Annotated in this window: 26 protein-coding genes and 2 pseudogenes; 13 read left to right on the plus strand and 15 right to left on the minus strand. The window is 67.4% G+C overall.

The features are described 5' to 3' along the window. Positions 1 to 28: 28 nt before the first annotated feature. Together VE759_RS08760 and VE759_RS08765 are read right to left on the minus strand one after the other, a co-directional pair. Positions 29 to 565, minus strand: a complete 537-nt coding sequence (locus VE759_RS08760; RefSeq protein WP_324930458.1) for a hypothetical protein — start codon at positions 563 to 565, stop codon at positions 29 to 31. Between the two features lie 3 nt (positions 566 to 568). After that, entirely contained in the window at positions 569 to 1,225 is a 657-nt protein-coding gene (locus VE759_RS08765) for a DUF6474 family protein (protein ID WP_324930461.1), read from the minus strand. Between the two features lie 219 nt (positions 1,226 to 1,444). On the opposite strand from VE759_RS08765, the gene VE759_RS08770 reads away from it, so the two are divergent. From VE759_RS08770 to VE759_RS08780, 3 genes are all read left to right on the plus strand, one after another. Continuing rightward, positions 1,445 to 2,482, plus strand: coding sequence for a hypothetical protein (locus VE759_RS08770; RefSeq protein WP_324930464.1), 1,038 nt, complete (start codon positions 1,445 to 1,447; stop codon positions 2,480 to 2,482). A gap of 66 nt (positions 2,483 to 2,548) precedes the next feature. Beyond that, on the plus strand, positions 2,549 to 3,040 hold the full coding sequence (locus tag VE759_RS08775; protein ID WP_324930467.1) for a DUF955 domain-containing protein: 492 nt from the start codon (positions 2,549 to 2,551) through the stop codon (positions 3,038 to 3,040). Further along, complete coding sequence (locus VE759_RS08780) at positions 3,037 to 4,206, plus strand: hypothetical protein (RefSeq protein ID WP_324930469.1); 1,170 nt, start codon at positions 3,037 to 3,039, stop codon at positions 4,204 to 4,206. Before VE759_RS08775 ends, VE759_RS08780 begins: the two co-directional genes overlap by 4 nt. 48 nt (positions 4,207 to 4,254) lie before the next feature. On the opposite strand, the gene VE759_RS08785 is transcribed toward VE759_RS08780, so the two are convergent. From VE759_RS08785 to VE759_RS08800, 4 genes are all read right to left on the minus strand, one after another. Continuing rightward, positions 4,255 to 4,653, minus strand: a complete 399-nt coding sequence (locus VE759_RS08785; protein WP_324930472.1) for a helix-turn-helix transcriptional regulator — start codon at positions 4,651 to 4,653, stop codon at positions 4,255 to 4,257. A gap of 641 nt (positions 4,654 to 5,294) precedes the next feature. Next, positions 5,295 to 5,828: a peptidase gene (locus VE759_RS08790; protein WP_324930475.1), complete on the minus strand. Its 534-nt coding sequence runs from the start codon at positions 5,826 to 5,828 to the stop codon at positions 5,295 to 5,297. 204 nt (positions 5,829 to 6,032) lie between these two features. Next, positions 6,033 to 6,659 (minus strand): superoxide dismutase, encoded by a 627-nt coding sequence (locus VE759_RS08795; protein ID WP_324930477.1) that lies wholly within the window; start codon positions 6,657 to 6,659, stop codon positions 6,033 to 6,035. Positions 6,660 to 6,801: 142 nt separating this feature from the next. Next, on the minus strand, positions 6,802 to 6,960 hold the full coding sequence (locus VE759_RS08800) for a hypothetical protein (protein ID WP_324930480.1): 159 nt from the start codon (positions 6,958 to 6,960) through the stop codon (positions 6,802 to 6,804). 221 nt (positions 6,961 to 7,181) lie between these two features. Between VE759_RS08800 and VE759_RS08805 the strand changes: the two are divergent. The 3 genes and pseudogenes from VE759_RS08805 to VE759_RS08815 all read left to right on the plus strand — a co-directional run. After that, positions 7,182 to 7,548: pseudogene (locus tag VE759_RS08805) on the plus strand (peptide-methionine (S)-S-oxide reductase); the annotation flags it as partial. A 267-nt stretch (positions 7,549 to 7,815) separates the two neighbouring features. Then, the gene (locus tag VE759_RS08810; RefSeq protein WP_324930483.1) at positions 7,816 to 8,883 is read left to right on the plus strand and encodes a DUF4328 domain-containing protein; all 1,068 of its coding nucleotides are present in this window, start codon (positions 7,816 to 7,818) and stop codon (positions 8,881 to 8,883) included. 4 nt (positions 8,884 to 8,887) lie between these two features. Further along, the gene (locus tag VE759_RS08815) at positions 8,888 to 9,712 is read left to right on the plus strand and encodes a glycerophosphodiester phosphodiesterase (protein ID WP_324930486.1); all 825 of its coding nucleotides are present in this window, start codon (positions 8,888 to 8,890) and stop codon (positions 9,710 to 9,712) included. On the opposite strand, the gene VE759_RS08820 is transcribed toward VE759_RS08815, so the two are convergent. From VE759_RS08820 to VE759_RS08835, 3 genes and pseudogenes are all read right to left on the minus strand, one after another. Next, positions 9,713 to 10,906 (minus strand): LCP family protein, encoded by a 1,194-nt coding sequence (locus VE759_RS08820; RefSeq protein WP_414687864.1) that lies wholly within the window; start codon positions 10,904 to 10,906, stop codon positions 9,713 to 9,715. Positions 10,907 to 10,973: 67 nt separating this feature from the next. Continuing rightward, on the minus strand, positions 10,974 to 11,738 hold the full coding sequence (locus VE759_RS08830; protein ID WP_324930489.1) for a CPBP family intramembrane glutamic endopeptidase: 765 nt from the start codon (positions 11,736 to 11,738) through the stop codon (positions 10,974 to 10,976). A 17-nt stretch (positions 11,739 to 11,755) separates the two neighbouring features. Next, positions 11,756 to 11,854: pseudogene (locus VE759_RS08835) on the minus strand (DUF2470 domain-containing protein); the annotation flags it as partial. A 179-nt stretch (positions 11,855 to 12,033) separates the two neighbouring features. Between VE759_RS08835 and pheA the strand changes: the two are divergent. Together pheA and VE759_RS08845 are read left to right on the plus strand one after the other, a co-directional pair. After that, complete coding sequence (pheA, locus tag VE759_RS08840) at positions 12,034 to 12,957, plus strand: prephenate dehydratase (RefSeq protein WP_324930492.1); 924 nt, start codon at positions 12,034 to 12,036, stop codon at positions 12,955 to 12,957. Continuing rightward, complete coding sequence (locus tag VE759_RS08845; protein WP_324930496.1) at positions 12,954 to 13,640, plus strand: histidine phosphatase family protein; 687 nt, start codon at positions 12,954 to 12,956, stop codon at positions 13,638 to 13,640. The genes pheA and VE759_RS08845 overlap by 4 nt, the downstream gene beginning before the upstream one ends. A gap of 27 nt (positions 13,641 to 13,667) precedes the next feature. Here VE759_RS08845 and VE759_RS08850 read toward each other — a convergent pair whose 3' ends face one another. The 4 genes from VE759_RS08850 to VE759_RS08865 form a co-directional block, all read right to left on the minus strand. Then, positions 13,668 to 13,958 carry a hypothetical protein gene (locus tag VE759_RS08850; RefSeq protein WP_324930500.1) on the minus strand — a complete coding sequence of 97 codons (291 nt, stop codon included), beginning with the start codon at positions 13,956 to 13,958 and terminating at the stop codon, positions 13,668 to 13,670. A 26-nt stretch (positions 13,959 to 13,984) separates the two neighbouring features. Then, positions 13,985 to 14,176 carry a hypothetical protein gene (locus tag VE759_RS08855; protein WP_324930503.1) on the minus strand — a complete coding sequence of 64 codons (192 nt, stop codon included), beginning with the start codon at positions 14,174 to 14,176 and terminating at the stop codon, positions 13,985 to 13,987. 90 nt (positions 14,177 to 14,266) lie between these two features. Next, the gene (locus VE759_RS08860) at positions 14,267 to 14,617 is read right to left on the minus strand and encodes a metallopeptidase family protein (RefSeq protein ID WP_324930505.1); all 351 of its coding nucleotides are present in this window, start codon (positions 14,615 to 14,617) and stop codon (positions 14,267 to 14,269) included. A gap of 5 nt (positions 14,618 to 14,622) precedes the next feature. Continuing rightward, the gene (locus VE759_RS08865; protein WP_324930508.1) at positions 14,623 to 16,038 is read right to left on the minus strand and encodes a septum formation family protein; all 1,416 of its coding nucleotides are present in this window, start codon (positions 16,036 to 16,038) and stop codon (positions 14,623 to 14,625) included. 102 nt (positions 16,039 to 16,140) lie between these two features. Here VE759_RS08865 and VE759_RS08870 point away from each other — a divergent pair, with 102 nt between their 5' ends. The 3 genes from VE759_RS08870 (at position 16,141) to VE759_RS08880 (ending at position 19,361) form a co-directional block, all read left to right on the plus strand. Continuing rightward, positions 16,141 to 16,560, plus strand: a complete 420-nt coding sequence (locus VE759_RS08870; RefSeq protein WP_324930511.1) for an ankyrin repeat domain-containing protein — start codon at positions 16,141 to 16,143, stop codon at positions 16,558 to 16,560. 10 nt (positions 16,561 to 16,570) lie between these two features. Next, the gene (gene serS / locus VE759_RS08875; protein ID WP_324930514.1) at positions 16,571 to 17,827 is read left to right on the plus strand and encodes a serine--tRNA ligase; all 1,257 of its coding nucleotides are present in this window, start codon (positions 16,571 to 16,573) and stop codon (positions 17,825 to 17,827) included. A 79-nt stretch (positions 17,828 to 17,906) separates the two neighbouring features. Then, the gene (locus VE759_RS08880) at positions 17,907 to 19,361 is read left to right on the plus strand and encodes an HNH endonuclease signature motif containing protein (RefSeq protein ID WP_324930516.1); all 1,455 of its coding nucleotides are present in this window, start codon (positions 17,907 to 17,909) and stop codon (positions 19,359 to 19,361) included. 46 nt (positions 19,362 to 19,407) lie between these two features. Here the strand turns inward: VE759_RS08880 and VE759_RS08885 are convergent, their stop codons facing one another. Beyond that, positions 19,408 to 19,686 (minus strand): hypothetical protein, encoded by a 279-nt coding sequence (locus tag VE759_RS08885; protein WP_324930519.1) that lies wholly within the window; start codon positions 19,684 to 19,686, stop codon positions 19,408 to 19,410. A 407-nt stretch (positions 19,687 to 20,093) separates the two neighbouring features. On the opposite strand from VE759_RS08885, the gene VE759_RS08890 reads away from it, so the two are divergent. Together VE759_RS08890 and VE759_RS08895 are read left to right on the plus strand one after the other, a co-directional pair. Further along, positions 20,094 to 20,195 carry an alpha/beta hydrolase gene (locus VE759_RS08890; RefSeq protein ID WP_324930522.1) on the plus strand — a complete coding sequence of 34 codons (102 nt, stop codon included), beginning with the start codon at positions 20,094 to 20,096 and terminating at the stop codon, positions 20,193 to 20,195. 118 nt (positions 20,196 to 20,313) lie between these two features. Continuing rightward, complete coding sequence (locus tag VE759_RS08895) at positions 20,314 to 20,715, plus strand: YybH family protein (RefSeq protein ID WP_324930525.1); 402 nt, start codon at positions 20,314 to 20,316, stop codon at positions 20,713 to 20,715. Between the two features lie 69 nt (positions 20,716 to 20,784). Here VE759_RS08895 and VE759_RS08900 read toward each other — a convergent pair whose 3' ends face one another. Continuing rightward, the gene (locus tag VE759_RS08900; RefSeq protein ID WP_324930528.1) at positions 20,785 to 21,222 is read right to left on the minus strand and encodes an ester cyclase; all 438 of its coding nucleotides are present in this window, start codon (positions 21,220 to 21,222) and stop codon (positions 20,785 to 20,787) included. Positions 21,223 to 21,254 lie beyond the last annotated feature (32 nt).

Raw genomic sequence — 21,254 nt, forward strand, 5'->3', positions numbered from 1 at the left:
GGCTTTCTGGTGTCTAAGTGGTCGTCGGTCAGCGGGCGAGTCCGACCGGCGGGCCGCGATGCGACACCGACGCCGCAAGAAGCAACGCAGAACGCCAGGGTTGATCACTGCCCACCGCCGGGCCGGCCGCGGCGGAGGCCACCTGCCGCGGCCACTCGCGGGCCAGGCTCCGCAACGTGGTGCACACCGCGCGGCACAGTCGATCGGCCCCGGTGATCAACGTCGCCCCGACCACCAACGCGGTGATGTGTGCAGCCAGCATCACCGCGGGCGGCGGCCCGCCGGCGACGCCGTGATGGCAGTGGTCGGCGGTCGCGAGCAAGAGATGGCCGACGAGTTGTCCGATCGCCAGCAATCCCAACATTGGTCGGGTATCGGACGCACGGTCGGCGGTCGCCGCGACCGCGCCCGTCGTGCTCGCCAGCACGCCAAGTAATGCGACGGCCGCACCCGAGGGTTGCGCGCCGCTCGCCATCGAGTGGGCCGCCAGGGCCAGCGCGGCCGTCAGCAGCCCCGCCGCCGTTCCACGCAGGTGTGCCGCGGGACTGGGCCGGCGACGGGTCACCGCTCAGGCCACACCGAGGCGGGCCAGCAGGTCGGCGTCGATGCCGTCGAGTTGCTCCGAGATCGCCGCGTGCGCGGCGCGACGCCGTGACACGGGCATGTTCTCCGCGGCCGCGACCGCGGCCGACAGGTCGGCCAGCTTGCTGGTGACGGCGGCGGCGAACTGTTTGGTCTCGGCGTCCTTCGGCTTCTTGTCCGATACCAGCCGCACCGATTGTTCGGCGCCTGCGATGCGGGCGGACAGCTGCGCGCCGTGTCCAGAAAACTGCCCGACTGCGTTCAGCGGCACCCCGAGCCGGTCGGCGCGCCACTCATCGAGAAAGCCGCGCGCGGCCACGGACGCACGGTAGGCCAGCGGCACCACGACCGGGGCAAGAAGCCGGGTGACAGTCAGCAACCTCCGAATCCGCGTCGGAGACAAAAGCTTGCCTTCACGCGCCGCCTTGAGTTCCGTTTCAGCAACCTTCAGCGCGGCTTTGTCGCTGTCCCGTTGTACTTTTAGCTGCGTCCGCAGCGCCTTGTCGGCGGCCCGGGCCTCCGACTTGATGCGCCGCTTTTCGTTCCTGGCTGCCAGCTTGGCGTCGAGTTCGGCACGGCGCTTGAGGGCTCGGGCTTCGGCTCGTCGGGTTGCGCGGCTCTTCCGTTTTGTGAACAGGCCCATCCCGGCTTGCCTCCCGGTGCTTTGTGGACATCCCTATTTGTGCAGCCAACCCTATCGCTACCTGTTTCTGTCGATCCGAGCAAACCGATCCGGAAGGGTATGCGAGAATGGCGCAACGCGAGAAATCCTGACGAGCAATGTTCTGGCCGGCCTGATGGGGAGACGGTGGATCAGTCCCGGATGCGGTACACGGCGGTGGGTTGTCTAGTCGCTGTTGGCATGCTGGTCGGTGCCCCCGGCGGGATTGCGTGCGCCGAGCCGGGCCCGCGCGGCGGCCACCACGACGACCGCGGCGGCTTCGGGGGTTCGGGCGCCAATCGCGGGAGCCAGGCATCGGGCAACACAAAGCGGAATCTCAGCGAGGCGACGGCGCCCCGGGTTGGCGACGGCCGCAACGGCGGCGTCCTGACCGGCCGCTTCGGCATGCCGGCCCGGCTGGCCGGCCGCGGCGTCTTTGGTGGACCGGCCGGCACCGAGGCCGGCCTCGGCAGCCCGCAGACCACGGAGGGCAGCGGCGTGCTTTCGGTGGGCGGGGAAACCGGCGGCCAAAAGCCCCGTGGCATCGGAGCGGCGTACAAGGACGGCAACGCGTTCCGGCCCGGCATCCACGTCGCATTCCCTCGGCCAACCAATGGCGGTTGGGCTCGTTGGGGTGGTCTCTATAGCGGTTTGGCCGATGCGCTCCGGTTGCCGTCCACACCGGGGACTCCCGGCGTGCCGCAGCCTCAGCCCGCGACGCAGGCGCCGACCACGCTCAGCCCGTCGGTCGCCGGTGAGGAGCCGGTGGTCGATTCCGGGCCGACGGGCGGCCACGGCCGCGGTTCCGAGTATCCCCATCCGGCGGCGGCGGAAGTGCCGGTCATCGAGGCCCCGCTGGTGGCGCCGGTGATCCCCGCCGCGCCTGTGGTTCCGCCCGCTCCGCCGTTGCCGGCACCGCGTATCGGCGTCAATCCGGGAATTCCGCCACGCGTGCCGCCCGAACCGCCACCGGGTAACCCACTGCCACCGCTCGGGCAATCGGTGGGCCCCGGTCCGCAGCCGCTGCCCCCGGCCAGTCCGCTGGCCACCCAAGCGGCGTTCCGGGTCGGCTACAGCAGCTACCTCCGGACAGCGGGAACGGGTGAGCTGGCGGCCATGGCTCTGCCGGGTGTCGCGGGCATGCTGTTGCTGACCGCAGCCGGCGGCCTAGTCGGATATCGGCAGGCGAAGGCCGGACACTCGGTGCGAGCCAGGAGCATCGAGCGGTTCCTCGATTAAAGTCTTCGGTTTAGGGGGTAAGTAGATGCCCACAGGTGAAAGGGTGCACGGGAAGGGGGTCCTCACATGCCCGCGAGCCGTAGAATCACCAATGCCGTCGCCGCCGTGCTCGAGTTGGCGCCTCGCCGGGGCGAGCTTTCCATTCTCCGGTTGGTGAAGGCGGTCAGCGACAGCCGCTCTCGGCCCATCAGCGTCGAGGTCGCAGAACTGCCGTACGGAGTTTGCGGTCAGTGGCGACAGTACGCGGACCACGACGTGTTCCTGATCCAGAAGGGACTGCCCGCGTGGGATCGCACGCTTGCCCATGAGCTCGGGCATCTGGTGCTGGGGCACCACGGCATCCCGGTGGTGCAGGCGGCAAAGGATGCCACCGAGGTGGCCACCGAGGACTTGATCGGGTACATGCTCAATCAGCGAACCGGCTGCATGGGGCCCAGCGGAGAGGAGGCCGAGCAGGAAGCCGAGGACTTCGCCGCGCTGCTGAGTTACCGGCTCGGCCGGTTACCGTCGGATCGCTCCTCCATCGTGCAGGTGCGCCTCGGAGAGGCGTTTGGTTGATCATCTGGGTGATCGCCGGCCTGTTGGGCGTCGCCACTGGAGTGCGCATCGGCTGGGCTCTGGTTAACAAACAGTCCGTTGTCAGTGCCGCGATGATGCTGGCGCTGGCCAGCCTGGGGGTGCTTGCCGCCCTGAATTGGCCGCCGTTGACGCTGCTGGTCGACGGCGCCCTCAACTGGCCGAACATCTCAATTGCACTTTCGCAGATTGCTCTGGTGATGAGCGCGACCAGCAGCTGCGTGATGATCACCAGCGTCGCTTCGTCGAGAAAACCTGTGGTGATGCGCCGGATGGCCTGGCTGCACTACACCACCGCGGTGGTCATCGGCGCGATCACGCTGGCGTTGTTTCTACTTGGCGGTCGCCAACCGGAGATGTCGCCCGAGGAATATCTGCTGCATAATCTCGGCTCCCACACGTCGCTGCCGTGGCTGTTGCCGCTGCTGTTCGTGGTGTTGGCGCTTACGGTGGTGGCGGTGGCCGGCATGCGCTACTCCAGCCGCAGCCGTCGCGGCCGCGCTTTGTTTGTGTTCACCCTCGGCATTGCCCTGATCGTGCTCGCCAGCGGATTCTTCTTCATCCGCGCGCTCGGAAGCCCCGGCCTGGTGGGTGTGCGGCCGGTCGTCATGCTGCTGGGTTGCGCGATGCTGATCGTCGCGATCGGCGCCCTGCTTCCGACGGTCGAGGACTGGTTCGGCGCCCGTTTCGAACTGCGGACCATTGACCCGTTGCTGCGGGAATTGGCGCGTCGGCAGCCGGACATCGGCGTCGGCATCCGACCGCGTGGGCCACTGGCGTTCCGGGTGGCCGAGCGGATGTCGTTGATTTCTGACGCCCTGTTTCTGGAAGGGACACGCGCGGCCGACGCTGCGGCGGGCGCGCAAGCGTCGATGACCGACGCCGCGGGCGGATCGGGTTGCGGCACCGCGGAGCGGACCAAACTGATCACCGCCGCGAATCCGGAATGGGTGCGACCCGAGGATCAGGCGCGGGCGGTCGCCGATTGGATTCGGCGGACCAAATACGGGGACAAGACGCAGGGCTTTCCGGGCCTCAGCTGGCTGCGCCAGCCGGACGTCTGCTCCGACCGGGAGTGGATCCTGGCCATCGCGCGCCAATACCGCGAGCTCAAGAGCAGCGAGACGGCACGCCACGGACGCGACTAGGGCGACTAGACGGCGCTTCGCCGGACGACTGCCCGGTGCCCCGGCGGGCTAATCGTCGAGGTGCTCCTTGCGGCGCAGCTCATCGACCTTGGCGACGAGGTCTTCCTGGGCTTCCGCGGACAGCCCGACGGTACGCGCCGCAATACGACGGACGCCGTCGTCGCGCATATTGGCCAGCCAGGTCAACTCTTTGTCGAGCTTCTCGTAATAGTCGTCGTCGGTGAAATAAGCCGGCTTGATCCTGAAGAAGTTGGCAAGGGCTGCCATCGTCGCCGCGGACGGGTTTGTGCGGTTGCCTGAGCGCAGCTGCGACAGGTACGGAGCCGACATGGTGATGCCTTCCGCCTTGAGCGCGGCAATCACCTCGGCCGAGGTGTGCGGTCCGCGGCCCGGTGGGTACACCGTGTCGAACAGGCGATTTAAGCGGGCGGCGAACGTCTTGCTCATAGTGGAACCTCCGGCGGCTGGATGTGCGGGTGAACCGATGGACGCGTATTTGCTGATCATGGTAGCGACTGTTTTGCCTCCAACCAAGTGCAAACCAGATTCTAATAATCGTTTGTGCCCATACTACTTCCTGTCATGGCGCCCATAGGTAACGGGAAAATAACTGCGAACATACCGAACACCTTGCTGTAGCAGGCAAATCCTGTCATCGGACCGGATATGGGTGCTGTGGCTACCCGCGGCCAACCAGCACCGGTCAAACTAGCCCTGCGGCTGGCAACCGGCAAGCATTGGTGCCGCCCCGTCGATGCCTTTGCTGTGTCGGCGTGAAAGTCCTGTTCAGAGCCGCGCGCGCTAGTCCGTTCGGCGGGCGTCACGACCACCGCCACCGGGCCACCGGCCGCCAGCGCGTGCGGCGGCTGGGTCAGTGGCCGGTGCAGCGCAGAGACGGCCGGGGGCAGTCGCCAGTACAGCGCAGAGACGGCGATCGTCGGCCCGTCGGGATCGGCAGGCCGTAGGCGACCAACGGGGCGCAGGCCCTGCCGCGGCACCGCGCGGGCCGCGTTCGGGCCGCCGCGCGGGCGGAACTCGGGCCGAATTCGGGCCGCCGAATCAGCCGGTTGGCATTTCCCTATACGTCCCTATGCGGCAAGGAGCATCGCCAGAATGGCGGTGTCGGGATGGCTGATCGGATCCACGCCGACGCGACTGACCATTGACGTGATGGTGCCGTCGGATTCGGCCTCGACCCAGGCGGCCCGGTGTTCCAGGCCGAGATGCGGCAGCCCGGGAAGCAATACGCATCCGGACGCCGCGCCGGTGCACTCCGGCAATGACGGCATGGTCTCCGACGGGGGGTGGAGCATCATCAAGGCGGGCGGCAGTCGCTCGGCGAAATGCCCTGGCGGGACCGCGGATTCGCCGACCACTGTGCCTTCGGCCAGCACCAAACCAACCGTCCCGGGCACCGGTGATTCGGGAAGCTCCTCGCGGACGCCGAAAATCGTTGTGGTGTCGAGCAATCCGGGTAGCGAGGCGACCCGGACGGCGACGATGAGCAGCTGCGCCCACTCCTTGGTGGAGTCGGGCCAGCGGCCGGAAACCACGAAACCTTTGAGCGAGCCGTGTGAATGGAAGGGAGCCACTTCGACGGCCCGGCCGGATCCCATCGTCATATCCGCCTCCACCTCTCGAACCAACACCCGTGCGACACCGCGTTGGGTCGATTCGAAAAGCATGCGGGACGGGCGCTATAGCACGCAAGAGGACACGAGTGCCAGCTCTGGGCTATAAAAATCGGGGCGCGGCGCCACCGCGCCACGCCCCGGCTCAGGAAGGCTCAGGAACGCTCAGGAAGGCTCAGGAAGGCTCAGGAAGGCTCAGCCGCCGAAGATCAGGCCACTGGTCTTGCTGGTCGCCGCGGCGTACCGCTTCTCTACGTCGGGCCAATTGACGACATTCCACCACGCCTTGGCGTAGTCGGCTTTTACGTTCTTGTACTGCAGGTAGTACGCGTGCTCCCACATATCGAGCTGTAACAGCGGGATGATGCCGAGCGGGACATTGGCCTGCTGGTCATAGAGCTGGAAGGTCAACAGCTTGTCGCCGAGGCTGTCATAGCCCAGCACGGCCCAACCCGATCCCTGCAGGCTGTTGGCCGCGGCGCTGAACTGCGCCTGCAGCTTGTCGAAGGAGCCGAAGGCGTCGTCGATCGCGGCGGCGAGGTCACCGGTGGGCTTGTCGCCACCGTCCGGCGACATGATCTTCCACCAAATCGAATGGTTCACGTGGCCGCCAAGGTTGAAGGCCAAATTCTTCTCGTGCAGGAAAACGGAACCGTGGTCGCCCTTTTCGCGCGCCTCGGCAAGTTGTTCCAGTGCGGTGTTGGCGCCCTTGACGTAGGTGGCGTGGTGCTTGGTGTGGTGAAGTTCGTTGATCTGTCCCGAGATGTGCGGTTCAAGTGCTCCGTAGTCGTAGTCCAAGTCGGGCAACGTGTAATCGGCCACGAGATTCCCTTTCTGATGTCAGGCGTTCACTCGTACGATCTCGGCCGGCCGGGTGCGGGACCGGTCGTAATCAACACTGCTCCATCGCCGCGCGCGTCGCAAGGACGCCGATCGGGGCCGGCATCACAGCAACGGGTTAGATTCAGAACAGGATCATCAACGCGAGGATTCCGAGCAGAACCAACGCAATGAGAGCCGCGCGCAGCGCGGCGGTCACTTGCGCCCGGGTATAGACGTGCGATGACGAGTGCCATTCGGGCGGCGGCATAGCGGACCCGGATCCGAGCGGATGTGTCGACATCAGAAGCCTCTGACCTGCACGTTTAAACCCTTACTTTCAGTGAAATGAATCACAGGCTCGTTTTGTGACGATGATCATAACCCTCCTTGTCATGCGATGCGAAATCGACGGGTAACCCTCGAAACCTTTCGAATACCCACTGTGGGTTGCCTGAAATCTTCCGGTGGATGAGCCGCAACTGACCCGCGGGTTGGCTGTGTTTGCGCGGCGTAGGACCGCCCATGGGCTGGTTTCCACGATGTCGTTGGACAACTGCACCCGCGTGCCGCGATGGTCGACATCTGCGATGCGTTGCCTGGGCGCGACCGCTCCGCCGGTTTCGGGAAGGGTTGCGTAGCGCGGCGTTCGGGGAGGGCTGCTTATGCGGTGCCGAACGTGGCTCTTGGGAACTCGACGGCGTGCACTCGACGGCGGTCGGCTATGCCGGCGGCTACACACCCAACCCGACATATCGGCCGGTTCTGGGAGAGCCACGACCCAACCCAGGGCATGCGGCAGGGCAACGACCATGGCACTCAATACCGCTCGGCGATCTACACCACCGACGACCGCCAGCTGGAGCTCTCCACCGTAAGGGCGCGCAGGTACTGCGGGTTCGGTGGCAGCTGGCCAAGCAAGTTAGCTGCAGCCGTATGCGCCTGTTGATCGCCAACGCTGAAGTGGCACAGGTTATCCCCAGCAGGCGTTTGGCATACGCTCAGACACACCGGTCAAGAGCAGATACTCACCCGATGCTCCTGTGCATGAACCTGTGGAATCTGTGGATAACCCGCTAGTAGCTGAATTAGGCGGGTCGCGGGAAGTGGATCCTGGCGTGGGCGGCCGGCATGGTGTGAGCGAAGCTAGGCTGGTCGGATGATTCAGGTGTGTTCCCGCTGCGGAACACGATGGAACGTGCGCGACCGACGCCGGGAGTGGTGTCCGCGCTGTCACGGTGCGCTGCTTGCGCCCTCAGCCGAACAGCAGCTGTCGGTGTGGAGCGCGCCCGGGCACAATCACGCTGTCGTGCCGGCCGGGTCGTCCTCGCGCTCCGCGCCGCTGCTGCCGCCGGGGTATCGATGGATAGCGGTGCGTCCGGGGGCCGCTCCGGCGCCGCGTCGCCGTCGCCGGCCGCTGGGGCCGACGCCGCGCTATACGGTGATTCCGCGGTGGGGACTCGTCGACCCCACGTTGTCGTCGGCGGACACCGCCGAACGGCCGTTCGTGGCCGGCCCGTCGCCGTGGGTGGTGCGCGCGACATTGATCACCACGTTCGCGGTGCTGGCGACCGCCGCGCTGCTGCATCTGATCCGCTACGTGCTGCTGATGGTCAACCGCTCTACGCTGCTGCACCCACTGATCGCCGGCGCCGTCACCTGGCTGGGCGTGCTGGCAAGCGTCGGGGCGTTCGTGTCGGTGATCGGCTGCGCAGTGGTGCTGACCCGGTGGCTGATCGCCCGCCGAGCGGCCGCGTATCACCATCGCGGACAACCGGATCCGCGACCGAGGTGGGCGCTGCGCGGCGGATGCCTGATCCCGTTGCTGAACTTGGTGTGGGCGCCGGTGTTCGTTCTGGAGCTGGCCGTCGCCGAGGAGCGCCCGTCTCAGCTGCGGCGACCGATCGTGGCGTGGTGGGTCATCTTCATGGCCAGCACCGCGATGTCGCTGTTCGCGACCGCGACCGCCTTCACCGACAGCGCGCAGGCCATCGCCAACAACACCGTCAGCTTTATTGTGGCCTACCTGCTGGCGGCGGCGGCAGTTGCGGCGGCGGGACAAGTCGTGCTCGCGTTCGAGCGCACGCCGGTGGAGCGGCCGGCGCATCGGTGGTTGGTCCTTCCCGTCGAGTTGTCCGACGAGCGGGCCGAAGCATCTCCGGCTGACGAATCTGACGGCGAATCCGCGCTCGGTGTTGAGCCCGAACGGCAGGACCCGGCAGCATAGCCCTATGAGCTCGGGCGACGGTGCGCGCTCCGGACATCCCTTCGTGGTGGCCCACCGCGGCGCCTCCGCCGAGCGCCCGGAGCACACTCGCGCCGCCTACGAGCTGGCGCTGAACCAGGGCGCCGACGGGGTGGAGTGCGACGTACGGCTCACCCGAGACGGGCATCTGGTCTGCATGCACGACCGCAGAATCGACCGCACGTCGACCGGCGCCGGCCTGGTTAGCGAGATGACCCTGGCCCAACTCCGCGAGCTCGACTTCGGCTCGTGGCATCCGGGGTGGCGCGGTGCCGACGCCCACGGCGCCACCGGGCTGCTGACGCTAGACGAGCTCGTCGGACTGGTGCTCGACTGGAGTCGGCCGGTGAAGATCTTCATCGAAACCAAGCACCCGGTGCGGTACGGGTCACTGGTGGAAAGCAAGGTGCTGGCGCTGCTGCACCGCTACGGCATCGCGTCGCCCGCCTCGGCGGACCGGTCGCGCGCGGTGGTGATGTCGTTCTCGGCGGCCGCGGTATGGCGGATTCGCCGGGCGGCGCCGATGCTGCCGACCGTGCTGCTCGGCGACACGTCACGCTACCTCGGGGGCGGCGCCGCAACCACGGTCGGAGCCACCGCGGTTGGCCCGTCGATCCAGACGCTGCGCGAGCATCCCGAGCTCGTCGACCGCGCCGCCGCCCAGGGCCGGGCCACCTATTGCTGGACGGTCGACCACTTCGAGGACGTCGAGTATTGCCGCAAGCTGGGTGTCGGCTGGATCGCCACCAATCACCCTGGCCGCACCAAGGGCTGGGTGGAACACGGCCTGACCGACCTGCCCGGCCGCTAGCTATGGCTGATCCTGTAGTACCGCCCGCGGCAGCGGAGAGTCGGACGCCAGCGCCGCGAACAGATCGTGTGCGACGTCGCTGTTCCACACCACCACCGACCCGGAGTCGCTGCCGGTGAACTCGGCGATCGGCACCGTCGCGGTGACCGTTGAGCCGCGCAGCGCCGAGGCCAGCCGGGCCAGATCCCATGCGTGCGCGCCCTCGTCGACGGTCAACGCACCCGTGGCGGTCGTGACCGTCGGATACCAGCGGAACGGATTGAGGTACACCGCCGGATTCGCCGCGCGGCGCAGCAGCGCCGACATGAACGCGCGCTGGTTGACCATCCGGTCCAGGTCGGCCCGCGGCGTGGCCCGGCTGCGTACGTAGCCGAGCGCGTTGCGCCCGTCGAGCCGCTGACAGCCCGCGGACAGGTCGATGCCGGCGAGCGGATCGCTGATCGGTTCCTTCGGGCACATCGTCACGCCGCCGAGCGCGTCGACGACCTCGGCGAAACCGGCGAAGCCGATCTCGGCGTAGTGGTCCAGCCGAAGCCCGGTGGCCTGCTCGACTGTCTGCGCCAGCAGCGATCCGCCGCCGGCGGCGAACGCCGCGTTGACCTTGTCGCTGCCGTGGCCCGGGATGTTGACGTAGGAGTCGCGCGGGATCGACACCATCGACGTCGGCGTGCTCGAACCCAAGCCCGGCATGTGCACGAGCATGATCGTGTCGGTGCGACCGTTGCCGATGTCGCCGCCGGTGGCCAACTCGGCCTGCTGTTCGGGGCTCAGGTCGCTGCGGCTGTCGGAACCGACCAGCAGCCACGTGGTGCCTTGGCCGGGCGCGGGCCGGTCGGGGTAGTCGGCGAGCACCTGCGCGCGGCGGAGCGACGTTTCGATCCAGCAGCCGCCGCCGACGACCGCGACGGTGATCGCCACGAGTAGCACCTGCAGTGATATCGCGATCCGGCGACCCCAGCGCGGTTTGCGCTTTGGCTTGACCGGCCGAGGCGGTGGCGGTGGCCAGCCCGGCGGGCGCTGCCGCGGTGGTGGGGGTCGGGTTGGCGGAGGCGGTGGCGGTTGCCAGCTGGGCGGTTGCCAGCTCGGCGGTGGCCAGCCGGGCGGTGGCCGGCCGGGTGCGGGCCGACGGCGTGGTTGCGGAGCGGGGACCGGGGTAGCGACTGGCGGGCGATACCGCGGATCGCGGCGGATCACCTGCGACGGCTCGGCGCGCCGCGGCGGGGGCCGCCAGTTGTCGCTCACAGATAGCAAATGTACGGGGCTACCGCAGCCAACCCAGATGACGCGCGGCCAGCGCGTAGCCGACGAATGCGACGGTGTCGATGATGCCGTGCGCGATGACCAGCGGCCAGAGCCGTCCGGTGCGCTGCCATACGTAGCCGAACACCAGACCCATTACGAGGTTGCCCAGGCCGGCGCTGAAGCCCTGATACAGGTGGTAAGCGCCGCGCAGCAGGCTCGACCAAACGATGGCGCCGGGAGGCCCGACGCCCAGCTGCCGTAATCGGGACATCAGAAACCCGACGACGATGACTTCCTCGGCCCATGCGTTGGCGAACGCGGCCAGCACCAGCACGGGCACGCGCCACCAGGTGTCGGTCAGCGCCGACGGCACCACCTCGGCGCTCATCCCAACTACCCGCGCGACGAAGTAAAGCCCCAATCCCGGCAGTCCGATCAGCGCGGCCAACCCGAGACCGCCGAGCACGTCGGCGCGCCACTGCGGTCGGCCAAGCCCGATTTGGCGCGGCGTAATACCGCTGCGCCACAACAGATACAGCCCGAGGCCGCCCCAGGCCAGCAGTTGGGCGATCGATGTCAGGTTCAACCCGAGGTTGACCAGGTCGAACGGTGACCGCATCGGGTTCAGTGCCACGATGCGTCCGCGCAGTCCGCGCAACACCGAGTCGATCAGCTCGAGCATGGCGTTGGCGGCGCTCATTCCGAACGTCACCGCCAGCACGACGGCGATCTCCAGCTGCAGCGCGCGGCGATCCGCTGCGAGCTCGCGGGCCGGCTGCGTCATGCCGACACGGTAGCCAGCTACACCCTCCTCGCGCGCAGCCCGTTCAGGAAGGGACAGCCCATCAGAAGCCGGATCGCGCGGCTGAGACCGGCCACATCGTCGGCCGGGCGGCCGAACGTCGCCGCGACGCAGAGACGCGGGCAGCTTGGTGGCCAGCCTGTGACGGCGCCTTTCCGGGGGTTGCGGCGAGTGAGGTGACTGCGGTGAGTAAGGTAAGCCTACTTAACTAATTAGACTTGGGGACGGCAAGGCGCTGATCCGGCTGAGCCGGACGGCGACTCGATAGATTTGTTACGTGCCGCGCATCGCCTACCTCGGTCCCGAGGGGACCTTCACCGAGGCGGCCCTGCTGCAAATGTCGGCGGCCGGAATGATTCCCGACGGTGGCCCCGTCGAGCCGATTGTGTGTGACGGCACGGCGGCGGCGTTGCAGGCGGTACGCGCCGGCGGCGCGGAGTTCACCTGCGTGCCAATTGAAAACTCGATCGAAGGCTCGATCCTGCCGACGCTCGACTGCCTGGCGACGGGGCCACCACTGCAGGTGTTCGCGGAGCTGACGCTGGACGTGTCTTTCAGCATCGCGGTGCAGCGACAACGGGCGGCCCACGATGTCCAGACGGTGGCGGCGTTTCCGGTTGCGGCCGCACAGGTGCGGCAATGGCTGGCGGCCCACCTGCCGTCCGCGAGCGTGGTGCCGGCCAACTCCAACGCCGCCGCGGCGCTGGAGGTGGTGGCGGGCCGCGCCGACGCGGGCGTGACGACCGCCCTGGCCGCGCAGCGCTACGGGCTGACCGAGCTGGCGACCGGGGTGGTCGACGAGGCCAACGCCCGCACCCGGTTCGTGCTGGTCGGCCACCCGGCTGCGCCACCGCCGCGGACCGGCGCCGACCGCACCTCGGTGGTGTTGCGGGTGGACAACGCGCCAGGCGCGCTGGTGGCAGCGCTGACCGAATTCGCCATCCGCGACATCGACCTCACCCGCATCGAATCGCGGCCCACGCGTACCGAACTCGGCACCTACGTGTTCTTTCTGGACTGCGTCGGGCACATCGACGACACCGCGGTCGCCGAGGCACTGAAGGCGCTGCATCGTCGTTGTGTAGACGTGCGGTATCTGGGTTCCTGGCCGACGGGTTCGGCCACCGGCGCGGTTCCGCCGGAGATGGATGAGGCGTCGCGGTGGTTGGAGCGGCTGCGCGACGGGAAGCCGCGAACATGAGCGGGCGTTTGGTGCTGGTCCGGCACGGCCAGTCGGTCAGCAATGTCGAGCGGCGGCTGGACACCCGGCCACCGGGTTCGGGGCTGACGCCGCTGGGGGTCGCGCAGGCCCGCGACTTCGCCCGCGGCTATCGTCGCCCGCTCGGCATGCTGGTGCACTCGGTGGCGGTTCGCGCGCAACAGACGGCCGCGGTGATCGGCGACGAATTGGGAATGCGCCCAAAGGAAGTCGAGGGCATCCACGAGGTGCAGGTCGGCGACCTGGAGATGCGCAACGACGACGACGCGGTCGAGACATTCAACAAGGTCTACGAGCGCTGGCACCTGGGTGAGTTGGAGACGCCGATGCCGGGCGGCGAACGCGGGCGCGATGCACTCGACCGCTACCTGCCCGTGCTGGCGGACCTTCGGATGCGCTACCTCGACGACGACGACTGGACCGGCGACATCGTGGTGATCAGCCATGGCGCGGCGATCCGACTGGCGGCCGCGGTGCTGGCCGGCGTCGACGGCAGCTTCGTCGTGGAACACCATCTCGGCAATGGGGAAGCGGTGATCCTGTCACCGATCACCGACGGCCGGTGGAGCTGCACGCACTGGGGTCAGCATTCGCCGCCGTTTCTGCCCGATCCGCACGGCATGCCCGCACCCGAGGACTTGGAGTCGGCCGACCCGATGGGCTGACGGTTACCGGTGCTCGGTGATGGTCGGCTACCGGTGCTCGGTGATGGTGATGTCGGGCCACGGCGGTCGCCTGATCATCGCGCCCGTCGCGAATGCCGCGGCGACCAGCCCGGTCAGCACGCCGATCCAGGCAACCCGGCCGCTGTCGATGGCCGGCGTCCAGGTGGGCTTTCCGTCGTGGATGACGAAGATCCCGACCGGGATGGCGGCGACCGCGCCGCCGCGGCTGCGCACCTTGGTCACCGTGATGACGGTGGATCCGTCGCTGGTCTGCTGAGGCTGGCCATACACATGTTGCTGGACGTCAGGAAGGTTCATGGCATCCAGCCAATCAGCCCCGCGAATCAGACCGCCAGTGCGGTGGCCTCACCGCAGCGGCAGCCCAGCGCCTCGCAGTCGATGCGGAACGCGTGCAGGACGCCGTCGGGTTGGTCGCATTCACCTTCGGTGCACTCCGACCGACGCAGCGCGTGGTAGATGATCGTGCCGTGGCAGTGCTCGACCCCGGCACGGCACTCCCGGCAATCGGAACTCATGGGCCGTTCTTAGCACTGGCGAGCGACAAACCCTGGCTGCCGCGCGGACAAATCGGCCGCTATCGCTGCGGGTGGTTATCGGTCATGCGCTCAGCCCCAACCCAACTCGTGCAGGCGGTCGTCGTCGATGCCGAAATGGTGTGCGATCTCGTGTATTACCGTTACAGCGACCTCGTCGACGACTTCCTCCTCGGAGTCGCAGACATCCAGCAGCGCATCGCGATAGATGGTGATCGTGTCGGGCAGGGACCCGGCATACCACGAATCCCGCTCGGTCAGCGCCACCCCTTGATAAAGCCCGAGCAGATCGGGTTCGTCGGGGTTGCAGTCCTCCACAAGCACGACGACGTTGTCGAACGCCGCGGCCAGCTCGGCGGGGATCAGGTCAAGCGCGTCGGAAACCAGCTCTTCGAACCGTTGCGGGTTCATCCGCACGGCCACCGCGGTTAGGGCCCCGGCGGCGGTGGTTCGGCCGGCGGTGGGGCAGCCGGCGGGGCAGCCGGCGCAACTGGCCCTGGCGCCGGTGGCGACGGTGCGCCGGGCGGCGGGGCCAAGCCTGGGGGCGCCTGGTCGGTGGCCGGCTGCTGGTCGGGCGCCTGTCCCTGCGCCGGTGGCGGTGCCTGTCCGGGTGGCGGCGCCTGTCCTGGCGTCTGCGGGCCGGGAGCGTTGCCGACTGGGGTCTGCGGCCCGGGTGCATTCGGCAGGTGCTGCGTTCTCGACGGCGACGTGTTCTGCGGCGACTGGCTCTGCTGCCCCTGCGACGTCTGGGCTTGCGACGCCTGCCCGACGTCCAGCGGAATCGGCGGCAGAAGCAGGCGCTCGTCGGGAATGTCGGGAGGAGCCATCGGCGGCTGGCCGTTGATCAGCATCCGGCTCTTGGCGCTGCCGATCAGCGTCGCCCAGCCGCCGTTTCCGAGCGTGGCACCGATGCTGCAGGAGACCTGATGGCTGTCCGCCATCCAGCTGGGCAGGGAGATCGTGCTGTAGATCAGTGTCAGCGTGGTGGCGCGCAGTTGCACCGGGGCCAGGTAGGCATCGGTCATCTTGGTGCACGAGTCCTTGATGAACGCGTCTTGGTCGGCTTCGGCGGGCAGCGGGCCGGGGAACTTCTCGGCGAGGTTCACCGCGCCGGTGACCTCCATCGCGTGCGGCCCCGCGCAGTCGACCGGGATGTCGGTTGGCTGATTGGTGCTGCCCTCGATGCCCAGGCATGTGCCCGCGGGCCACACCTTCGACTGGTCCAGCTCGGCGACGCGGCCCTTGAACGCGACCTGCTGATTGTCGGCACCGGGCAGCTGCAGACCGCACAGCATGCGCCGCTCGCCCGACTGCGACCAGGCCTTGTCGCCCGACCACAGCATGCTGATGGTGAATTTGCTGTTGGGGTCGAAGCGGGTGCCGAGATAGCGGCGCACCGCGACCTGGCACTGCTCCTGGCTGATCTGCTGGATACGCGCCGCCGACGGGGGCGCCGCGTCCGGTCCGTACTCGCTGCCGGGGAAGGTGCGCATGTCGACCGACTCGGCGACCTCGAACCGGTGGTCCTGGGCGCAGTCGACGATCGTGGCCTCGTCCGGCTGCTTGTTCGGCCAGTTGAGGCAGTCGCCGCCGTGGGCCTTGTTGAACGTCTCGGTGCTGTGGGTGCCCGTGCTGGGCACCGGGTTCGGGGCGATGTAGCCGACCAGGCGATTCGGGTCGTTGCCGGCGGCCGGCAGGGCCGTGGTGAAGCCGGCGATAAGCAGGCCGCCGAGCGCTGTGAGGAGCAGCGCCCGCCGGGTCGATGTGGCCTGCAAAGTGTGCCACCACGACCCGCGCGTCAACCGATTGAGGAGCGCTCGATGCTGCTCAACTGCCTCAAACATCCGATCCATTGTGACAGGCATGGCGGGGCCTGAGACAACTGATGCGCTTGTAACGTTATGGGGTTGTGCCTGAGGGCCGATGCCGAGCGTAACTTGGGCCTCATGACGAACCCGGGCGGCGCCGACGAGCAACCCGGCGCCGACGTTGCTGAATTGGCGGGGCGGCTGTTTGACATGGCCCGCGCCGGCGATGCCGAAAGGCTGGCCGCCTACCTGGACGCCGGGGTCCCCGTCAACCTCACCAACGTCGCGGGGGACACGCTGGTGATGCTGGCCGCCTACCACGGCCATCCGGCGACCGTGCGGGTGCTGACCGAACATGGGGCGGACGTGAACCGGCCCAACGATCGGGGGCAGACGCCGCTGGCCGGTGCGGTGTTCAAGGGGGAGGACGAGGTGGTGCGCCTGCTGGTCGAGGCGGGTGCCGACCCGGTGGCCGGACACCCGACGGCCGTCGAAACCGCGGCGATGTTCGGCCGCGACGAATACCTCGAGATGTTCGGAGAGCCGCGCCAAAAGTAGGGTTGCGGCCGTGATCGACCTCAAGCTGCTACGCGAAGATCCCGAGCGGGTGCGAAGGTCGCAGCGCGCCCGTGGCGAGGATCCGGCCCTGGTGGACAAGCTGCTTGCCGCCGATGCCCAACGGCGAGCGGCCATTTCGACGGCCGACAATCTGCGTGCCGAGCAAAGGGCGGTCAGCAAGACGGTGGGCGCGGCGTCGCCCGACGAGCGGGCCGCTGTGATCCAGCGCGCCAAGGAGCTCGCGGCGCAAGTGAAGGCAGCCGAGGCCGACCAAGCCGAGGCCGAAGAGCGGTTTACTGCGCTGCACATGGACCTGCCGAACGTCATCATCAACGGCGTTCCGGCCGGCGGCGAGGACGATTACGTCGTGCTCGACACCGTCGGCGAACCGACCTCGATCGAAAACCCCAAGGACCACGTCGAACTCGGTGAGTCACTGGGTTTGATCGACATGGACCGTGGCGCCAAGGTGTCCGGCTCACGGTTCTACTTCCTGACCGGCTTCGGTGCACTGCTGGAGCTCGGGTTGCTGCAGCTGGCGGTGCGGCTCGCCGTCGACAACGGCTTCACACTGATGATCCCACCGGTGCTGGTGCGGCCCGAAATCATGTCCGGCACGGGATTTCTCGGTGCGCACGCGGAGGAGGTCTATCGGATCGAGGCCGACGACCTGTATCTGGTCGGCACGTCCGAGGTGCCGCTGGCGGGCTACCACGCCGGGGAAATCCTGGATCTGACCGGCGGACCCTTGCGGTACGCGGGGTGGTCGTCGTGTTTTCGGCGCGAAGCGGGCAGCTACGGCAAGGACACCCGCGGCATCATCCGGGTGCACCAGTTCGACAAGGTCGAGGCCTTCGTGTACTGCCAGCCCGCCGACGCCGAGGTCGAGCACGACCGGCTGCTCGGCTGGCAGAAGCAGATGCTGGGATTGATCGAGGTGCCGTATCGCGTCATCGACATTGCGGCGGGGGATCTCGGCTCCTCGGCGGCGCGCAAGTTTGATTGCGAGGCATGGATTCCCACGCAGCAGGCCTACCGCGAACTGACTTCGACATCGAATTGCACGACGTTTCAGGCGCGGAGGCTGTCGACGCGATATCGCGACCCTTCCGGCAAGCCGCAGATCGCCGCGACACTCAACGGCACGTTGGCCACCACGCGGTGGCTGGTGGCGATCCTGGAAAACCATCAGCGGCCCGACGGCAGCGTCCGGGTGCCTGACGCGTTGGTGCCGTACCTGGGCGTCGATGTGCTCGAGCCGAAGTAGTTATCCACAACGCGCACTTATCCACAGATCGGGTTTGGCGGGTCGCGCGCCGTCGGCGTAAGCGGCTAGTGTCGAACGTATGTGCGAGGCCGCGGTCGATTTGTCGTCTGCCACCGATGCCGGTGTGGTGGATGCGATGGCCGCTGCCGCGCGAAAGGAGAACGCCGCGTGCGCCGAGCGGTTGGCTGCGCTGGGTGAGTTGTGGGCGCGTCGGGCGTCCGATCACGACGACGAGCGCATGAGCTGGGCCATTGACGGGTTTGAGGATGTGGTGGCCGAGGCGGGCGTGGCGTTGGGCATCAGCCGGGGCCGCGCGGCGGGTCAGTTGCGCTATGCGATCGCCCTGCGGGAGCGGCTACCCAAAGTGGCCGAGGTGTTTCGCAGCGGGGTGATCGACTTTCGGATCATGTCGACGATCGTGTCGCGCACCGACAACGTCGACGACGCCGAGCAACTGGCCAGGGTCGATGCCGCACTGGCCCGCCACGTGGCGAAGTGGACGAGACTCTCGCAGCCGAAACTCGACGCGCGGATTGATATGTGGGTGGCCAAGTTTGACCCGGCGGGGGTGCGGCTGCCGAACCAACCCACCGACGACCGGTATGTGCACATCTGGGCCAACCGCTCGGGCATGGCCGACGTGTCCGCTCTGATCGCCACCCCGGATGCGGTGGTGCTGGATGACCGCCTGGATCAACTGGCGGCCAGTGTCTGCGATGACGATCCGCGTACCAAAGAGCAGCGCCGGGCCGACGCGCTGGTGGCACTGGCCGCCAACAACGACCGGCTGGCCTGCCGATGCGGATCCGACAATTGCCCCGCGGGCGGCGACGCCAACCCGCTGGGGGACGTGGTCATTCATGTGCTGGCCGAACAGGCCACCCTAGACGGCGGCGACACGCCGGGTTACGTGACCGGGTTCGGGACGGTGCCGGCGCAGATGGTGCGCGACATGGCATCCTCAGCCAAGCTCACGCCGCTGCCCACACCGTCGCCGATTCCCGAATCGGGCTATCGGCCGTCGTCGGCGCTCGCCGCGTGGGTGCAGGCCCGCGACTTGACGTGCCGCTTCCCCGGCTGCGACAAGCCGGCCGAAGTGTGCGACATCGACCACACCGTGCCGTGGCCGCAGGGGCCGACGCACCCGTCGAACCTCAAGCTGTTGTGCCGGGGCCATCACCTGCTCAAGACTTTCTACACCGGACCCAATGGCTGGGCCGATCGCCAGCTGCCCGACGGGACCGTCATCTGGACCGCGCCGACCGGGCACATCTACACCACGCAGGCCGAGGGCGCGGTGTGGCTGCCGACGCTGGCCCGACCCACCGGCGAACTGATCATCCCGAACACCACCGGCCCACCGGCGGGGTTGATGGCGCCGGCCCGGGGGTTGATGATGCCGCGGCGCAAACGCACCCGGCGAATGGATCGCCAGTACCGCATCAACCACGAACGGCGCGTCAACGAAGCCCGCCTCGCCGAGGAGGCCGGAAAGTACCGCGCCTGGATCGATGACGACCGGCCACCTTGGTAGTCAGCGATCGGGCAGCAGCTCTGCCACGACGGTATGACCCAACGAACTACGGTCCCTGGAAAACAACCTCGAAGACGTGGTCGGGCTCTGGTGGTTCGCCTTGCCCTCCACCGACCTCGCCGAACGCACGCGCGAGATCCTCACGGATGAACCGCTCCAGTCCATCCCGCGACTGCCACAACTCGAAGATGCACCAGCGCCCATCTGTGTCACCCGCGGCATGGAACTGCAACCCTTTTTCGGTACCGCCAGCCAGCACCTTCTCACGCACCGCCTCATAGGTCGGCCGGTCGACCTCCGGAAACCAGATAACGCCAATGGTCATATCCTTCCCCTTCCCTGACTCATCGGACCAGCACTCGCTACCCAGCGCCATCGTTGCAACCGGAGGCTCCAACGCCTGGCAAACGAACACACCCGAACGGATCCAAGTTGACCCCCCCGTCAAACCCTCAGCCGCATCTCCGCGGTCAGTGACCGCTGCCGGCATATCTCAGCCAGCAGGCACTTGACTACTACGTCAGTGAATACTCCCGCAACGGCATCGGTGGGCCGAACAAGTGGTACGCCGCGATAGACCGGGGCTGGGAGGTCACGTCGTTTCTCGACGGGGCAATTGTCCAGCAGCCCGCGCTGTTTCTGACCGGCGAACGCGATCCGTCGCTGAAGCCGCTGTTTGGCATCGATCGGCAGGGACCGGCTTACGCGTCGCTCAGCGTCAACTTCCCAAACATGCGGGAAATCATCAAGATGCCCGGAGTCGGCCATACCCCTCCCGAGGAGAGTCCGGACGAGATCAACGACATCTTGTTGAGATTCTTGAACGACCTTTGAAGCGTACTTTAGCCAGTCGATACCACCGTGGACTGACGACGCTCTCATTCAACAAGACGCGGAGGGCGACCGCGCGGTGTTAGTGTCCGCGTCAACGGGTTCGAGCAGAGGAGCCGAGATGACGACGGACACTCCGTTAGCGGCGCTTCAGCAGTACATCGACGCCTTCAACAGCGGTGACGCGAGGGGTATGGCGGCGACCTTTGCGGTCCCAGGGTCGATTCTTGACGGCATGGCACCGCACGTATGGCAAGGGCCAACAGCCGCTGAGGACTGGTATGGCGACGTGCTGGTGGAAGGCGAGCAACACGGCGCATCAGGCTATGCCGTCACTCTTGGCGAGCCGCTGCACAACAACGTCACCGGCGACAGCGCGTACGTGGTGGTTCCCGCGACCATGACGTTCGACACTGACGGCAGACAGGTCACCCAGTCCGGTGCGCTCTTCACCGTGGCATTGCGCAGGATCCCCGAGGGATGGCGGATAGCGGCGTGGGCCTGGTCGAAAGGCAACCAGTAGCGCGTGGTTCGCTGAAACGTTGTTCACGAAATCGGTACCATTCGCGACACACAACGGTCCAATCCTTGCTTAGCCAATGCCGGGTAGTACGCCCATTTGAGTCAGCACGGTTGCCATGTCCCAATAGACCTTCTCGCATAGGAGTCGATCCCCGTCGAACTCGAAAATTGCGGCAACCGGAACCTCAACGCGGCGTCCGGTGGGTGGGATACCCGCCCATTCGCCATCATGGGTTCCCGTGATAAGCCCTTCGAGGATTACGGCGTCGTCGGCATGGCGCAGCTTGTCGATCTCGGCGTGGAAATCGGGAAGGCCATTCATCAAGCCTTGCAGCAACTCTCGAACGGCCTCCTCACCGTCGCTCGGAGCGCCGTTGAACTCGTAACGCGGGTGGTGGAACGTAGCGATGGTCGCCTCGACGTCGTGCCGGTTTTCGGCGTCGGCGTGCTGATTAACGATTGACTCGCGGCGCTGGCGAAGGCTGGTGATGTTGTCGACCGCTGTCACTGGGGGACCTCCTCGATGTGTTGACGGGCTCG

Origin of the sequence: Mycobacterium sp., from assembly GCF_035640695.1 — a bacterium.
Taxonomy (GTDB): domain Bacteria; phylum Actinomycetota; class Actinomycetes; order Mycobacteriales; family Mycobacteriaceae; genus Mycobacterium.

Bases quoted from the DNA above. Each gene is read 5' to 3' on its own strand.
- VE759_RS08765 (WP_324930461.1), bottom strand. From the start codon at position 1,225: ATGGGCCTGTTCACAAAACGGAAGAGCCGCGCAACCCGACGAGCCGAA.
- VE759_RS08770 (WP_324930464.1), top strand. From the start codon at position 1,445: ATGCTGGTCGGTGCCCCCGGCGGGATTGCGTGCGCCGAGCCGGGCCCG.
- VE759_RS08775 (WP_324930467.1), top strand. From the start codon at position 2,549: ATGCCCGCGAGCCGTAGAATCACCAATGCCGTCGCCGCCGTGCTCGAG.
- VE759_RS08785 (WP_324930472.1), bottom strand. From the start codon at position 4,653: ATGAGCAAGACGTTCGCCGCCCGCTTAAATCGCCTGTTCGACACGGTG.
- VE759_RS08790 (WP_324930475.1), bottom strand. From the start codon at position 5,828: ATGACGATGGGATCCGGCCGGGCCGTCGAAGTGGCTCCCTTCCATTCA.
- VE759_RS08800 (WP_324930480.1), bottom strand. From the start codon at position 6,960: ATGTCGACACATCCGCTCGGATCCGGGTCCGCTATGCCGCCGCCCGAA.
- VE759_RS08810 (WP_324930483.1), top strand. From the start codon at position 7,816: ATGATTCAGGTGTGTTCCCGCTGCGGAACACGATGGAACGTGCGCGAC.
- VE759_RS08815 (WP_324930486.1), top strand. From the start codon at position 8,888: ATGAGCTCGGGCGACGGTGCGCGCTCCGGACATCCCTTCGTGGTGGCC.
- VE759_RS08830 (WP_324930489.1), bottom strand. From the start codon at position 11,738: ATGACGCAGCCGGCCCGCGAGCTCGCAGCGGATCGCCGCGCGCTGCAG.
- VE759_RS08845 (WP_324930496.1), top strand. From the start codon at position 12,954: ATGAGCGGGCGTTTGGTGCTGGTCCGGCACGGCCAGTCGGTCAGCAAT.
- VE759_RS08850 (WP_324930500.1), bottom strand. From the start codon at position 13,958: ATGAACCTTCCTGACGTCCAGCAACATGTGTATGGCCAGCCTCAGCAG.
- VE759_RS08855 (WP_324930503.1), bottom strand. From the start codon at position 14,176: ATGAGTTCCGATTGCCGGGAGTGCCGTGCCGGGGTCGAGCACTGCCAC.
- VE759_RS08865 (WP_324930508.1), bottom strand. From the start codon at position 16,038: ATGTTTGAGGCAGTTGAGCAGCATCGAGCGCTCCTCAATCGGTTGACG.
- VE759_RS08870 (WP_324930511.1), top strand. From the start codon at position 16,141: ATGACGAACCCGGGCGGCGCCGACGAGCAACCCGGCGCCGACGTTGCT.
- VE759_RS08880 (WP_324930516.1), top strand. From the start codon at position 17,907: ATGTGCGAGGCCGCGGTCGATTTGTCGTCTGCCACCGATGCCGGTGTG.
- VE759_RS08885 (WP_324930519.1), bottom strand. From the start codon at position 19,686: ATGACCATTGGCGTTATCTGGTTTCCGGAGGTCGACCGGCCGACCTAT.
- VE759_RS08890 (WP_324930522.1), top strand. From the start codon at position 20,094: ATGCGGGAAATCATCAAGATGCCCGGAGTCGGCCATACCCCTCCCGAG.
- VE759_RS08895 (WP_324930525.1), top strand. From the start codon at position 20,314: ATGACGACGGACACTCCGTTAGCGGCGCTTCAGCAGTACATCGACGCC.